The organism is Kribbella sp. NPDC000426 (genome assembly GCF_040300265.1).
Classification (GTDB): domain Bacteria; phylum Actinomycetota; class Actinomycetes; order Propionibacteriales; family Kribbellaceae; genus Kribbella.
Map to the genome: position 1 here is coordinate 518,242 of NZ_JBEPDK010000007.1, position 13,587 is coordinate 531,828.

The 13,587-nt window shown below is 68.9% G+C and carries 15 protein-coding genes; 5 read left to right on the forward strand and 10 right to left on the reverse strand.

Annotation, left to right across the window (positions count from 1 at the left end; genetic code table 11):
- Positions 1-10: 10 nt before the first annotated feature.
- Entirely contained in the window at positions 11-2,701 is a 2,691-nt protein-coding gene (locus tag ABT313_RS34080; RefSeq protein WP_350862283.1) for a helix-turn-helix transcriptional regulator, read from the reverse strand.
- A gap of 96 nt (positions 2,702-2,797) precedes the next feature.
- On the opposite strand from ABT313_RS34080, the gene ABT313_RS34085 reads away from it, so the two are divergent.
- Genes ABT313_RS34085 through ABT313_RS34095 form a run of 3 tightly spaced genes read left to right on the forward strand, consistent with a single transcriptional unit; the run spans position 2,798 to position 4,661 of the window.
- Positions 2,798-3,862 (forward strand): class I SAM-dependent methyltransferase, encoded by a 1,065-nt coding sequence (locus tag ABT313_RS34085; RefSeq protein WP_350862285.1) that lies wholly within the window; start codon positions 2,798-2,800, stop codon positions 3,860-3,862.
- Positions 3,863-3,895: 33 nt separating this feature from the next.
- Positions 3,896-4,222, forward strand: coding sequence for an ArsR/SmtB family transcription factor (locus ABT313_RS34090; protein ID WP_350862287.1), 327 nt, complete (start codon positions 3,896-3,898; stop codon positions 4,220-4,222).
- A complete protein-coding gene (locus ABT313_RS34095; RefSeq protein ID WP_350862289.1) occupies positions 4,212-4,661 on the forward strand; it encodes an SRPBCC family protein in 450 nt (149 codons plus the stop codon). The genes ABT313_RS34090 and ABT313_RS34095 overlap by 11 nt, the downstream gene beginning before the upstream one ends.
- Here the strand turns inward: ABT313_RS34095 and ABT313_RS34100 are convergent.
- The 8 genes from ABT313_RS34100 to ABT313_RS34135 form a co-directional block, all read right to left on the reverse strand.
- Positions 4,621-5,412, reverse strand: coding sequence for an ABC transporter permease (locus tag ABT313_RS34100; protein WP_350862291.1), 792 nt, complete (start codon positions 5,410-5,412; stop codon positions 4,621-4,623). The genes ABT313_RS34095 and ABT313_RS34100 overlap by 41 nt on opposite strands.
- Positions 5,396-6,208: a 2-aminoethylphosphonate ABC transporter permease subunit gene (locus ABT313_RS34105; protein WP_350862293.1), complete on the reverse strand. Its 813-nt coding sequence runs from the start codon at positions 6,206-6,208 to the stop codon at positions 5,396-5,398. The genes ABT313_RS34100 and ABT313_RS34105 overlap by 17 nt, the downstream gene beginning before the upstream one ends.
- Positions 6,208-7,365: an ABC transporter ATP-binding protein gene (locus tag ABT313_RS34110; protein ID WP_350862295.1), complete on the reverse strand. Its 1,158-nt coding sequence runs from the start codon at positions 7,363-7,365 to the stop codon at positions 6,208-6,210. Before ABT313_RS34110 ends, ABT313_RS34105 begins: the two co-directional genes overlap by 1 nt.
- Complete coding sequence (locus ABT313_RS34115; protein WP_350862297.1) at positions 7,362-8,396, reverse strand: 2-aminoethylphosphonate ABC transporter substrate-binding protein; 1,035 nt, start codon at positions 8,394-8,396, stop codon at positions 7,362-7,364. The genes ABT313_RS34110 and ABT313_RS34115 overlap by 4 nt, the downstream gene beginning before the upstream one ends.
- Entirely contained in the window at positions 8,393-9,070 is a 678-nt protein-coding gene (locus ABT313_RS34120) for a phosphonatase-like hydrolase (protein WP_350862299.1), read from the reverse strand. Before ABT313_RS34120 ends, ABT313_RS34115 begins: the two co-directional genes overlap by 4 nt.
- A complete protein-coding gene (locus ABT313_RS34125; RefSeq protein ID WP_350862301.1) occupies positions 9,067-10,152 on the reverse strand; it encodes a TIGR03364 family FAD-dependent oxidoreductase in 1,086 nt (361 codons plus the stop codon). The genes ABT313_RS34120 and ABT313_RS34125 overlap by 4 nt, the downstream gene beginning before the upstream one ends.
- A 122-nt stretch (positions 10,153-10,274) precedes the next feature.
- Positions 10,275-10,976 (reverse strand): GntR family transcriptional regulator, encoded by a 702-nt coding sequence (locus ABT313_RS34130; RefSeq protein WP_350862303.1) that lies wholly within the window; start codon positions 10,974-10,976, stop codon positions 10,275-10,277.
- Between the two features lie 105 nt (positions 10,977-11,081).
- Positions 11,082-11,258 (reverse strand): DUF5302 domain-containing protein, encoded by a 177-nt coding sequence (locus ABT313_RS34135; RefSeq protein ID WP_157996243.1) that lies wholly within the window; start codon positions 11,256-11,258, stop codon positions 11,082-11,084.
- A 50-nt stretch (positions 11,259-11,308) separates the two neighbouring features.
- On the opposite strand from ABT313_RS34135, the gene ABT313_RS34140 reads away from it, so the two are divergent.
- Together ABT313_RS34140 and ABT313_RS34145 are read left to right on the forward strand one after the other, a co-directional pair.
- Entirely contained in the window at positions 11,309-11,923 is a 615-nt protein-coding gene (locus ABT313_RS34140; protein ID WP_350862305.1) for a LysE family translocator, read from the forward strand.
- A gap of 33 nt (positions 11,924-11,956) precedes the next feature.
- Positions 11,957-12,844: an aminoglycoside phosphotransferase family protein gene (locus ABT313_RS34145; protein ID WP_350862457.1), complete on the forward strand. Its 888-nt coding sequence runs from the start codon at positions 11,957-11,959 to the stop codon at positions 12,842-12,844.
- Here the strand turns inward: ABT313_RS34145 and ABT313_RS34150 are convergent.
- The gene (locus ABT313_RS34150; RefSeq protein WP_350862307.1) at positions 12,831-13,556 is read right to left on the reverse strand and encodes a class I SAM-dependent methyltransferase; all 726 of its coding nucleotides are present in this window, start codon (positions 13,554-13,556) and stop codon (positions 12,831-12,833) included. The two genes, ABT313_RS34145 and ABT313_RS34150, sit on opposite strands and share 14 nt — an antisense overlap.
- Positions 13,557-13,587: the final 31 nt, after the last annotated feature.

Consider the following 13,587-nt stretch of genomic DNA (forward strand, 5'->3'; position numbering starts at 1 on the left):
ACTCGCCAGCCTACGTTCGCCCCAAGGCCTCAGCGAGCTCCGTGCGGGAGTGGATGCCCAGCTTCGTGTAGACCTTGCGCAGGTGGTACTCGACGGTCTTCGGGCTCAGGAAGAGCCGTGCCGCCGCCTCCCGGATGCTGTGCCCATCAGCCAGCAGTACGGCGATCTGCCGCTCCTGCGGGGTCAACTCGTCCGCAGTGCTCGGCACACGACGCCGTGCGGTCTCACCGGTCGCCTTGAGCTCAGCAGCGGCCTGGTCAGCCCAGCCGAGCGCCCCCAGCCCGTCAAAACCCTCCACCGCGAGCCGGAGCTGCGTGCGCGCGTCGACACGCCGCCGTACCCGCCGCAGCCATGCGCCGTACGCAAGACGTGTCCTCGCCAGCTCAAAGGCGTCCAGCGTCACCTCATGCCGACTCAGCGCGAGCAGGAAGTCGTCCTCACTGTCACCCGCAACACCGCGCGCCCGTGCGGCCCGGGCCAACGACCATGGCTGGCCCTTGGCCTCAGCCAGAGCGGAGTGCTCGTCAGCCACACGCTGCGCATCGTCGACACGCCCCAGCCGCAGGTACACCTCAACCAGCTCGGGTGCCGGCGACAGGTCCGGATCCTTCAACCCATACTCGGCCAGCACGTCGACCAGCCGCTCGTACTGCGGTAGCGCCGCCGCCGGATCGCCCCGTCCCAACTCCAGGTCGCCCAACGCGAACAGGGACCACAGCGTGCCGAGGTGGATCTCCTGCTCGGCACAGATCCGCAGACACTCCGCAGCCAGCTCCTGGCACTCCGCTCGTCCCTCGTGCGACCACAACCACGCCAGTCCGGCCAGGTTCATCGCCAGCTCGGTCGTCTGCCCGGTCTCACGTGACAACCGGATCCCCTCGTCGTACGACGTCTCCGCATCGGCCCAGCGATCCGTTGTCGCGTCGTCCCGCGCCAGCACGAACAGGAGGCCCGGCAGCGTCCCGAGAGCGACCTGCTCCCGCCGTTCGAGCATCGCCTGCTGCAGCATCGTCCGGCCGGTGCCGGTCTCGCGGAGGAACAGCGCGGCCATCACCATCCACACCTGGCGGCGGCGGTCGCGGTCCAGCTCGTCCGACGGCTCCAGCCCGATCGCCGCACGGATCTGATCCATCCCGCCGTCCCCGGCGAGCACCTTCGCCACACCGCTCGCGAGCATGCCCATGATCCGTGGACCAGGTCGCTCGAGCGCTGGGCGGAGCCGATCCAACTCGTGCGCGACCTCCAGCCCTGCTGCGGCATCACACAGGCGAAAGCACGCCCCGACAGCATCAGCCAGCAGCCCGGTGGCCACCTCCGGGTCCGTGCACTCGGCCGCTGCGGCCACGAGGATGTCGCGAGCCCGGCGCGGCGAGCCGCACTTCACTTCGATGTCGCCGCGAATCTCCTGCGCCCGAAGTTTCACCGACAGCGGCGGCTGCAGCATCAACGCGTCAGCAAGCAAGGCGTCTGCCCGCTCCGCAAGTCCGGCCGACCACGCCGCCTCGCCAGCGGACACCAGCCTGACTGCGCGGTCCTGCAGCCCCTCGCTCAGTCGCCCTGCCCGCTCGTACGCCGTCGCAGCGACTGCATGCGCCCCGCGAGCCGCGGCGTGCTCAGCCGCAACGACCAGTGCGGCGGCCACCTCGTCGTCAGCGCCTAGCACTGCCTCGGACAGGTGCCAGGCACGCCGGTCCTCGTCCGGTGTACTGCGGGCAACCGCGCGATGCGCAGTACGTCGCGCTGCTGGATCAGCACTCGTGTAGATAGCGGATCGGACCAGAGGATGCCGCCAGACGACCTCACCATCGCGGATCGCAACCAGTCCGGCTGCCTCTGCCTCCTCGAGTACCGCGACGTCCACGCGCAACTCTGCGCACGCTCGCGCCACGGCTCCGAGTTCACAGTCGTCGATCGCCGCGACCAGCAGGGCCGTGCGCACATCCGGGTCGAGTCGGTTTGCCCTGCTGACAAAGGCTTCCGCGAGCATCGTCGGTACTGCGAGCGGCACACCAGGCGGCGTACGGTGCAAGCGGTCCGGGTCGTCTGCGAGCTCGAGCAGGGCCAGTGGGTTGCCTGCCACAGTTCGGTAGAGCTGTTCGACCAGGTCGCCCGGCAGGTGCGGCACGAGTTGCTGCGCGGCCTCGAGCGTGATCCCGTCGAGCTGCAGCCTCGGCAGGTCGGCCTCCAGCGCATGTGGTTCGTGCGCGCGGGCTGCGATCAGCATGACGATCGGATCGGCCACCAGGCGTCGCGCGGCGAACAGCAAGGCTTCTGCGGACGGACGGTCGAGCAGGTGTGCATCGTCGATGATCAGTGCGAGCGGGGCGTCTTCGGCGTACCGGCAGATCAGGCTCAGGGTTGCAGCGCCGACAGCGAACCGGTCCGCCGGAGTGCCGGTGTCAGGTCTCAACGCCAGCGCGGATGCTAGTGCTGACTGTTGGGGACCGGGGATACGGTCAAGGCTGGACAGCGCTGGTCGTAGTAGTTGGAGCAGCGCCGCGAACGGCACCTCCTGCTCAGCTTCGGCGCCGCGAGCACGCAGGACGCGCAGTCCGTCGGCCTGTGCGGCGGCCTCGTCCAGCAGGCTGGTCTTACCGATGCCGGGCTCGCCGGTGACGAGCAGCACCCCAGCGGCTCCGACACGCGCCCCCGCGATCACTTGCTCGATCACCCGGCGCTCAGCCTCCCGCCCGATGAGCATGTCTCGCAGTGTGCACCAGGTGCCCCACCTGATGCGACGGTCAGTCCACGTTGCCTAGGTTCGCTCGGGTACGCAAACCACTAGGGGGCAAAGCAAATGACTGTTGCAATCGACGCCGACAAACTGATGGGCTTCGTGTTCAAGGCTGTGGACGAGGTAGGTGCGACGCTGAATGCGGCGCTGGTGGTGATGGGCGATCGACTCGGGTACTACCAGGCGCTCAGCGATCAGGGCCCGGCCACACCGTCCGAGCTGGCCGAGCGGACCAGCACCGACGAGCACTACACACGCGAATGGCTGAACGCCCAGGCCGCAGGTGGGATCGTCGAGTACGACGCGAGTACCGGCCGCTACACGTTGCCACCGGAGCACGCCGTCGCCATGACCGACCCGAGCAGCCCGGCGTACCTGCCCGGCTTCTTCCAGATCGCGCTGGGCACGCTGCAGCACACCACGGACACGATCGAGGCGGCGCGCAGTGGTGCCGGGGTCGGCTGGCACGAGCACACGTCGGATGTGCACGTCGGGTGCGAGCGGTTCTTCCGGCCGTCGTACAACGCCAATCTGCTGCCGAGCTGGCTTCCCGCGCTCGACGGCGTGGTGGAGAAGCTCCAGCAGGGTGCGACGGTGGCCGACATCGGCTGCGGGCACGGCTCGTCGACCATCCTGATGGCCGAGGCATTCCCGCGGTCGACGTTCATCGGCTCGGACTACCACCAGGCCTCGATCGAGACCGCCCGGCTGCGTGCGGCGGACGCAGGTGTCGCCGATCGGGTGTCGTTCGAGGTCTCACCGGCCGACAGCTTCAGCGGGTCCGGATTCGACCTGGTGACGACGTTCGACGCCCTGCACGACATGGGCGATCCGGTCGGCGCGGCCCGGCACGTACGGGAGGCGCTGGCGCCCGACGGCACCTGGATGCTGGTCGAGCCGATGGCCGGCGACCGCGTCGAGGACAACCTCAACCCGGTTGGACGGGCGTACTACGGCTTCTCCACGCTGCTCTGCACACCGGCGTCACTGTCCCAGCCGGTGGGGCTCGCGCTCGGCACCCAGGCCGGTCCGGCGCGGATCCGGGACGTCACCAAGGCCGCCGGGTTCACTCGGTTCCGGATCGTGGCGGAGACGCCGTTCAACCTGGTGTTCGAGGTGCGCCCTTGACAGATTAATTCACCAACTGGTGAAGTGTTGCAGGTGCTGACTGGGCTGCCGAAAACGTTCGGAGCGCTCGCGGACCCGACTCGGCTGGCGATCGTGAGCCGGCTGAGCCGGGGCGACGCGACGATGGGCGAGCTCGCCGAGCCGCACCGGATCACCCCGCCCGCGATCACCAAGCACGTCGGCGTGCTGGTGGACGCGGGTCTGGTGCGCCGGCGCCGGGTCGGGCGGACGGTTGTGTGCACGCTCCGTCCGGAGGCGCTGTCGGAGGTGGAGCAGTGGCTCGGCGACCTCACGACGTACTGGAACAGCACCGTTGACCGGTTGGAAGAACTCCTGCGAGGGGACGACGATGGACACTGAGATCCGGATCGAAAGGGTGCTTCCGGCAACGATCGGCCGGGTGTACGACGCCTGGACCCGCGCGGAACTGCTGGCCCGGTGGTACTGCCCGAACCCCAAGCTCGATCTGTTGGTGCAGGCCGACGTCCGGGTCGGCGGCGAGTACGTCGTCGAGATGGGGCCACACGTGGTCCGCGGGAGCTACCTCGAGGTCGAGCCGCCGAGCCGGCTGGTGTTCAGCTGGAAGTGGGACGGCACCGAGGACGAGCCGACCCGGGTCGAGGTGGCGTTGACCGAAGTTGCCGACGGCACCCGGATGGTCCTCAGCCACACGGGCTTCGCCGACGCCGAGGACGCCGCCAACCACCGCCTGGGCTGGGAGCCCGAGGTCGGCCGGCTGGTTGCCCTGCTCGAGTCCGTCACCGCTCCACAGCCCGGCCCCGCAGCCGATCGAGGATGAGGACGAGGACGACGGTTGCCGCCAGCAACACCACGGCCTCGGCCGCGGCGACGAACGTCTGACCGCGGTCGGTCAGCGCGAAGATACTCACCGGCAAGGTCCGCCACGACGCCGGGTACACCATGATTGTCGCGCCGACCTCGCCCATCGACAACGCGACGGACAGCCCGGCCGCCGAGGAAATGGCGGGCAGCAGCATCGGGAGCCGGACCCGCCACAGCACTCGCGCCGGCGAGGCACCGAGCGAGGCGGCGACGTCGGCGTACGACGGATCGACTCGTTGCAGCGCCGCGGCAACCGTTCCGTAGCTGAAGGCAACCATCAGCACCAGGTGTGCGATCACCACGATCCATTTGGTCCCGTTGAGGAGCACGGGTTGCCGCGAGAACGCGACCAGCAGGCCGAGCCCGACCACCACCGACGGCACGGCGATCGGCAGGTGATGCATCGCGTCGGCAACTCTCGCAAACCGCGAACCATAGGCAGCGATCGCGCCCCATGTCCCGAACACCACCGCGAGCAACCCGCCCATGAACGCGGTCTGCAGACTCACCGACAACGACGCGAGCTCGTCACCCGACAACGCCTCGCGCAGGTGAGCCCCCGTCGGATCCGAAGGCAGTACGCCGTTCCACGAGCCCGCAAAGGCCGCCGCGATCACCACCACGAACGGCAGCAACACCAGCAGCCCGAACACCACGGCGAACGCGGTCCAGACGACTGCCTTCCCGGTCCTAGTCCAGACGAGCACGACGGCCTCCCAGTGCCATCCGCAGTACGGCGTACAGCCCGAGCGACAACACGATCTGGACGACCGCGATCACGCACGCGCCCGGGTAGTCGAACATCACGATGCCCTTGGTATGCACGAGCATCGGCAAGGTGGTCGTCCCCTTCGCACCGAGGAACAGCACGATGCCGAACTCGTTCAGGGTCAGCAGCAAGGTCAGGCTGCCGCCCGCGACGAGCGCCGGGCGGACCTCGGGAAGCACGACCTGGCGCAGTACACGCCACGGGCCGGCGCCGAGACTGGCTGCCACGTCGAGCTGTGCCCGCGGCAACCGACTCATTGCTGCTAGCAACGGTCGCATCACGAACGGCGTGTAGAACGCGACCTCGGCCAGTACGACGGACCACGGCGACGTGAGGAACCCGCCCGCGCGCAGGATCCCGGTCGTGCCGTAGATGAACGTGAACGACAACGCCACCAGGAACGACGGCAGCGCCAGCATCGTGTCGACGAGCCCGGCGACCACGCGCGCACCCGGGAACGGCACGAAGCTGATCACCACCGCGAGGAACGTTCCGACGATCAGACAGCCGGCCGTCGAGCTCACGGCGATCTGCACGGTACGCACCAGCGCGTCCCGGAACTCCACCGACCCGACGACGTCACCCCATGCGGGGATTGACTCGATCGCCACCAGCACCAGCGGATACACGACCAGCACCGCGATCACCAGCAACGGCGGCAACATCCACAACCACCACCCGTCCCGCCGCTGGCTGTTCACGACGACGGTGGCCCCCAACGCCTCGACAGCCATCACCCCACCCCCGCCGGCACCAAGCTGCACGCCTCCACCGGCAACACAATCACCACAGCCGCTCCCAGCTCGGGCACCCGCCGATCAGCCGGCACATCAACCCGCACCACCACATCAGCAAGCCCATCCACCACACAACTCACCTGACTAGAAGCCCCCCGCCACTGCGCCGCCACCACCCGCCCCACCAACCTCACCGTGTCCTCGCCCGCACCCAGCACGCCCACACCACCCGCCGCCGGCGGCGCGCCCGCACCACCCGGCACCGCCACACCAGCCGCGCTCACACCAGCCGCCGCGGCCGCGCTAGCGGCCGCTGGCGGCTCGAAGCGGATTGCATGCGGGCGGATGCACAGCAGGCTCTTCCCCTCCTCGGGCTTCAGCCCCGGGATCACGACGCCCGCCACCCGTATGACACCGTCGTCCACCACGACCGGCAGCAGGTTCGCCCCGCCCAGGAACGACGCGGTGAAGGCCGTCGGCGGTGCGGCGTACAACTCGGCGGCCGGCGCGATGTCGACAAGTCGAGCATCGCGCATCACCGCGATCCGGTCCGCGAGCGCCAACGCCTCCGACTGATCGTGGGTGACGTAAACGATCGCAATATCCGGCACCTCACGCCGCAACTTCTGCAACTCACCGAGCATGTCCGCCCGCAGCTGCGCGTCCAGCGCCGCAAGCGGCTCGTCCAGCAGCAAGACCGACGGCTGGATCGCCAGCGCCCGCGCGATCGCGACTCGCTGCTGCTGCCCACCGGACAACTCCCGCGGAAAGCGCCGCCCGTACGCCGTCATCCCGACCATCTCGAGCATCTCGCCCACCCGCCGCCGGACCTCGCTCGCGGGCTTGCGGGCCGCCCGCAGCCCGAACGCCACGTTGTCCGCGACCCGCAGATGCGGGAACAGCGCGTACTGCTGCACGACCACCCCAATCCCCCGCCGGGCAGGCGGGAGGTCGGTGACGTCTTTCCCGCCCAGCCGGATCCGCCCGCGCGTCGGCCGGACGAACCCGGCCACCGCCTTCAACGCGGTCGACTTCCCCGACCCGGACGGCCCGAGCAGCGCGACCGTCTCACCGGCCGCGACGCTCAGGTCGAACCCTTCCAGCGCGCACGTCCCGCCAAAGTGCACGGTCACGTCCTCGAGCTGAACCGTCATCCAACAGCCTTCGTGTACGCCGCGACATCGCCGTCCAGGTCGCTCAGCACGGCGGACCAGTCCGGCTGCCAAACCTCGACGCCGGCAGTCACCTTCTCGACCGTCTGGAAGTTCGCGTCGGTCGGCTTCACGTCGTCCCGCGCCGGAACCCCGAAGGCGTCCTTCGAGACCGTCTGCTGCGCGTCGGTCGAGAGCAGGTAGTCCATCAACTGCTTGCCGCCATCGGCGTTCGGCGCACCGGCCGCGAGCCCCATGACGTACGGCAGCGCCAGCGTGGTCTGCTTCCCGTCCGCACCAGCGGGGAAGAAGATGCTGAACGCCGACTTGTCGTTGGCGATCGATGCCGCGTTCATCTGTACGTCGCCGTTCGCGACCAGCAGCTCGCCCTTGCTGACCTTCGGCTGCAGCTTGCCGGTCGACGCGGACGGACCGACGTTGTTCGCCTCGAGCTTCTTCACGTAGTCGAGCGCGCCCGGCTTCCCGAGCAGGTGCTGAAGCAGCAGCAGTACGGCGGTACCGTCACCGGCCTGACCCGGCGTCGAGTACTGCAGCTTGCCCTTGAACTTCGCGTCGAGCAGATCGTCGAACGTCTTCGGCGTACCCGCCTTCTGGTTCGCGATGAAGCACAGGTAGTTGTCGACGACCGTGACGTAGTCGTCGCCCTTGACGCCCTTGACGTGATCGGCGCCGGCTACGGCGTACTTCTGCAGCAGGCCGTCCTGCGACGCCTTCTGGATGAACGGCGGCAGCGTCACGAGGACGTCGGCCTGCGGGTTCGACTTCTCCTTCTGCAGCCGCGACACCACCTCGCCGGAGCCGGCCTCGACGGTCTGGACCTTGATCCCGGTCTTCTGGGTGAACGCGTCGAACCGGGTCTTGTACCAGTCGCCCAGGCCGTCCGCGGTGTACACGGTGACGGTCTTCTTGCCGCCGTCGCCGGTGGCCGCGACTCCGGTCCCACCGCACGCCGTCACACTGATGGTTGCCGTCAACACCAACGTCGCGGCAAGCAGGGTCTTGAGTGCCTTCACTTCTCCAGCCTTCGATCGAGGAGCAGGCCGGGCAGTTCCCGGACCGACTCGAGTACATGCGTCGCACCCGCGGCGTCGAGCTGTTGTTTGCCGTGGGCACCGGTCAGGACGCCGGCGACGATCCCGGCACCGGCCCGGATCCCCGTCGTCATGTCGTAGGCGGTATCGCCGGCCACGGCCACGTTCGCCACGCTGTCGGTCTTCAGCTCGAGCAGCGCTTTCAGGACCATGTCCGGATACGGTCTGCCACGGCCCGCCTGAGCCGGACAGAGAGTGAGGTCGGCCAGCGTCTGCCAGCCGAGTGCGGTCAGGATTCGGTGTTGGGTGGTCTCGGAGAAGCCGGTGGTCAGACAGACCTTGATGCCGGCGTCCTTGAGTTGGCGGATCGCGTCCGCTGCGCCGTCGATCGGCTTCAGCCCGTCGATCAGGTTGCTGTAGGCATCTTCGAACGCCGCGTTCGCCTCCTGCGCCGCCTCTTCACGGTCGAGCAGCGCACGGAAGACGGTGATCTTCGACTCGCCCATCGTCGCGCGGACATGCGCGATCATCCGCTCGCACTCCGGTGTGCCCGGCTCGATGCCCTGGGCACCGATCGCGGCGGTGAATGCCTGTTCCACCAGGCCGCCGTCGGCAACCGTCGTACCTGCCATGTCGAGTACTGCGAGCTGGATCATGCGCCGAGCCCTTCGAAGCTCGCCTCGGCGATGGCGGGTGACATCGTCATCCCCCGGCCGCCCGGTCCCGTCACCAAGTGGATGCCGCGAGCAACTTCCCGCCGTACGACCACCTCGTCGTTGGTCGCCTGTGAGTACACGCCGGCCCATCGCTGGGTGATCGCGGGCAGTTCGCGCCCGAGGATGCTTTCGGCCGTCGCGCGCAGGTACTCGTACGGCTCGCTGCGCACGTCGAACGAGAACGGCTCGTCGTACTCATGGGTGTCACCAATGGTCAGCCCACCGTGCGCGCGCTGCACCATCAGCAGCTGCATCCGGTGCTCCTCGGCGATGGGAGCCTGCGGCGGGAGATCATCGGCGTTGTACGCCGGGTAGTACCGGAAGCTGTCCCCGTCGGCGACCGCGGTCGTGAGTACGTCGTCGAGCGGCGCTGTCTGCATCATCTGCAGGCGCACCCGGCGTACCGGGAGGTCCTCGGTGAGCTCGCGGACCAGCCCGCTGTGCCACGCCCCGGTGCAGAGGAAGACAAGGTCGCCCTCATGGGCCTCACCGCGGTCGTCGACGATCCGGCCGTCCTGAACGTTGCGCACTTCCCGGCCCCCGAGGAACTGGTAGCGGTCCGACTTCATCAGCTCGGTACGCAGCGCCGGCACCACCTCCCGCGGCTCGACGATCGCATCCCGCGCGCACCACAGCGCACCTTGCAGCTCGCCCTTCAACGCCGGGTTGCGTTCCCGGGTCTGCTCCGCGTCGAGCACCTGAAACCCACGCGCCGCCGCATCCGGCCGAGCTGCCGCCTCCTTGGCAATGGCGACCTCGGCCTCGCTCCGGCAGACCGTCAGCGAGCCGGCCTTCCGTACGCCGATCCGCGGCAGCTCCGCCCACAGGTCCCGCGCCCGCTGCGCCAGCTCCACCTCGGCGCCGTCGGCGCGCCCGCTGACCCAGACCAGCCCGAAGTTCCGCACGCTGGCGCCACGGGCCTCGAGCTCGCGCTCCACCTGGACCACGTCGTGCCCCCGCCGTACCGCTTCCCAGGCATGGAACGTGCCCAGGACACCTCCACCGACCACAACCACCCGCACACTCGCTCCTCTCGTCGGACCATAGATTGGTCCGGACCAATGAAGAGCGCGTGCGAAGAGACCGACCGCCGGATGAACCGACGGCGAACAGGTGGGGATCTAGGGCCCGGCCCAGCGCGGATCTAGGGGCGGAGGGTGGCGCGGAAGCCGACGCGGTCGCCCCTGTACAGCGAGCGGACCGCCTCGATCGGGCGGCCGGCGGTGTCCCGGCTCTTGCGGTGCAGCAGGAGCATCGGGAGTGACTGGGTCGCCTTCAGCAGGTCAGCCTCACGAGGCGTCGCGATGACGGTCTCGACGAGCTCTTCCCCTTCGCCGAACTGCACCCCGAGCTGACCGGTCAGGCACCCGTACAGCGAGCCGGTGGGATCCAGCACCTCTTTCAAGGTCGGGAAGCGTTCAACGGAGAGGTACGTCGTCTCGAGCCCGATCGGCTGCCCGTCCGCGAACAGCACCCGCTCGAGCCGGTGGACCGGCGCGCCCTCGGCAATGTCGAGCTTCTCCGCGAGTACTGCGTCCGCGGCAAGGTCGTCGAACTCCACGACCTCGCGTGCCGGCGTATGACCCTGCGCCCGGAGCGCTTCCGTGTAGCTCACCAGCGCGAGCGGCTGCACGAGCTTCGGCGTCGCGACGAACGTGCCCTGCCCCTGCCGCGCCCGCAGCCGCCCGTCCGCAATCAGCTCCCGGATCGCCTGCCGCATCGTCCAGCGGGAGACCCCGAACTCCTTCGCGAGCACCCGCTCTGGCGGCAACGCCGCGCCCTCGCCCAGACCCTCGACGACCTCGACCAGCCGGGTCTTCACCACGAAATGCAGCGGAACGCTCACGAAACCGACTCTAGTCGAGCCCCGGTTCCACTCCCGGCCGTCACAAAGGTCGAGCCCCGGGCGGCAACCCGGGGCTCATGCGGATGGATGGACAGTTGGCGGAACTCAGCTGCCGGACTTGCGCCTGAACTGGCGCTTCTGCTTGTCGTTGTGCGCGTCGCCGACGCCCTGCCCCCGCACCCCGGATCCCGGATGCGAGTGCTTCCCGGCGTTCTTCTTCTCGAGCGCTTCCCGGAACTTCTTCTGCAGATCGTCCGCCGGCTCGCTGGACTTGTCGCTCATACCGTCTCCTTCACAAACCGTCAGGCGTACGCACCCCACGCTAACCGAGGGTGAAGACGAACCGCGAGTGGAATACCGCCGATCTCACCTGTGGAAAACTCCGGCCGCGGTCCGGGCCGCGCTGTCGCCGCGCCGGCCTGATCTCGCTCGCCGGGGTCGGCATCGGCTTTCTTGTGTACCTGCTCGCCGCGAGCGCCGGTCTCGCCACACTCTTCGCGCTGGTCCCCGAGATCTACCTGACGCTGAAGCTTGCCGGTGCGGCGTACCTGCTCTGGCTCGCCTGGAACGCTCTCCGTCCCGGCGGCTCGTCGGTCTTCGCGACCCAGGAACTGAACCCCGACCGCCCGCGCAAGCTGTTCGGCATGGGCCTGCTGACCTGCCTGCTCAACCCGAAGATCGCGATCCTCTACATCTCGCTGCTCCCGCAGTTCCTCGACCCGTCCCGCGGCCATCTCGGTCTGCAGAGCCTGATCCTCGGCCTCACCCAACTCACGGTCGGCGTCGTCATGAACGCCGTCTTCGTGATCACCGCCGGCTCCATCGCCGTCTTCCTGTCCGCCCGCCCGGCCTGGATGCGCATCCACCGTTACCTCATGGGCACCGCCCTCGCCGCCTTCGCCATCCGCCTCGCCACCGACCGAGCCCGCCCACTCGCCTCCCACTGAACCCTGTCGTCCCGGATACTGCTGCGCGTGGTGATGCATGCGGGGCAGCTGAGCGTGACGGTCGAGCTGGTCGAGGGGCTGGTGCGCGAGCAGTTCCCGGAGTGGAGTGGGCTCGCGGTTCGCTCGGTGTCGTCACACGGGACGGTCAACGCGCTCTTCCGGATCGGCGACGACCTCGTGGCGCGGTTCCCGATTCTGCCGGGTGACGTTGCGACGGTGCGGGCCGAGCTCGAGGACGAGGCCGATGCGGCCCGCCGGTTGCGGCGCATCTCGCCGTACCCGACTCCTGAGCCGGTCGAGATCGGGGTGCCCGGCCTCGACTATCCGCTGCCCTGGAGCGTCTACAGCTGGATCGACGGGACGATCGCGTACGACGCCGACGTGGCAGGCTCGACAGCGTTCGCCGAGGATCTGGCGCGATTCGTGCTGGCGTTGCGCGCGGAGCCGACCGACGGACGCGTGTTCACCGGCACGTGGCGCGGTGGCGTACTGACCTCGCAGGACAAATACGTCGTCGATGGGCTGGAGCGCAGCCGCGACCTGATCGACGTCGACGGCCTCGCTCGGTTGTGGGCCGACCTCCGTACGACACCGCGCACCAAGCCCGACGCCTGGACCCACCGCGACCTGATGCCGGGCAACCTCTTGGTCGAGGACGGCCGGCTCGCGGGCGTGATCGACGTCGGCACGTTCACCGTCTCCGACCCCGCGATGGACCTCCAGCCCGCGTGGAACCTCCTCGACCCGACCGCGCGCGCCGCCTTCCGCAGCGCGCTCGGCAGTGATGACGACGAGTGGCGCCGCGGGATGGGCTGGTCGTTCGCGCAGGCCATCGGTTGCCTCTGGTACTACGTCGAGACCAACCCGGTCATGTCCCGGACGGCCCACCACACCCTGACGGCGCTGCTCACCGCCGCCTAGCCACGAAGACCCACTCCTTGCCCGGCCGATCCGGCGCCTCCCGTACGTCGTCCACCGTGAACCCGGCCGCGGTCAGCGAATCCTCGACCTCGCTCCGCTCCCGGAACCGCAACGTCGAGTCCGACGTGAGTACGGCGCCGTCCGACGAGAACACGTACGTACCCCGGAACGTCACGTACGGCAGCTCGACACTGACCAGCTCGCTCCAGACCTCCACCGTCCCACCGCCCGGGACCGGCTGCACCTGATGCGTGGGCTCTCGCGTCCACTCCTCCCACTGTCGCCGCGCCGGATCCCGCGTCTCGAACACGAACCGCCCGTCCGGCTTCAACGCCGCATGCACACCGTCCAGCGTCGCCGACCACTCCTCGTCGGTCAGGAAGACCTGCGCCACGTTCCCCGTCATCACAGCGAAGTCCACCTGCAGCGGCGGCAACGTCGTCGCATCCCCATGGATCCACCGCACCCGATCCGCAAACTCCTTGCCCCGAGCAACCTCCAACGAGGCCTCCGCCGGATCCACACCGACGACTTCGACGCCGATACGAGCCAGCCAACAAGCCAGCTCCCCCGTCCCGCACCCCACATCCAGCACCTGCCGCGCCCCGAACTCCCCCACCATGGCGACGTAATGCTCCAGATCCCCCCGCCCAGCATCCAGCGAGTCATAGATCGCCACCAACCGAGGCACCCCGAACAAGGCATCAACCATGCCCGCGACGCTAACCCGTCGCCCGTGATCT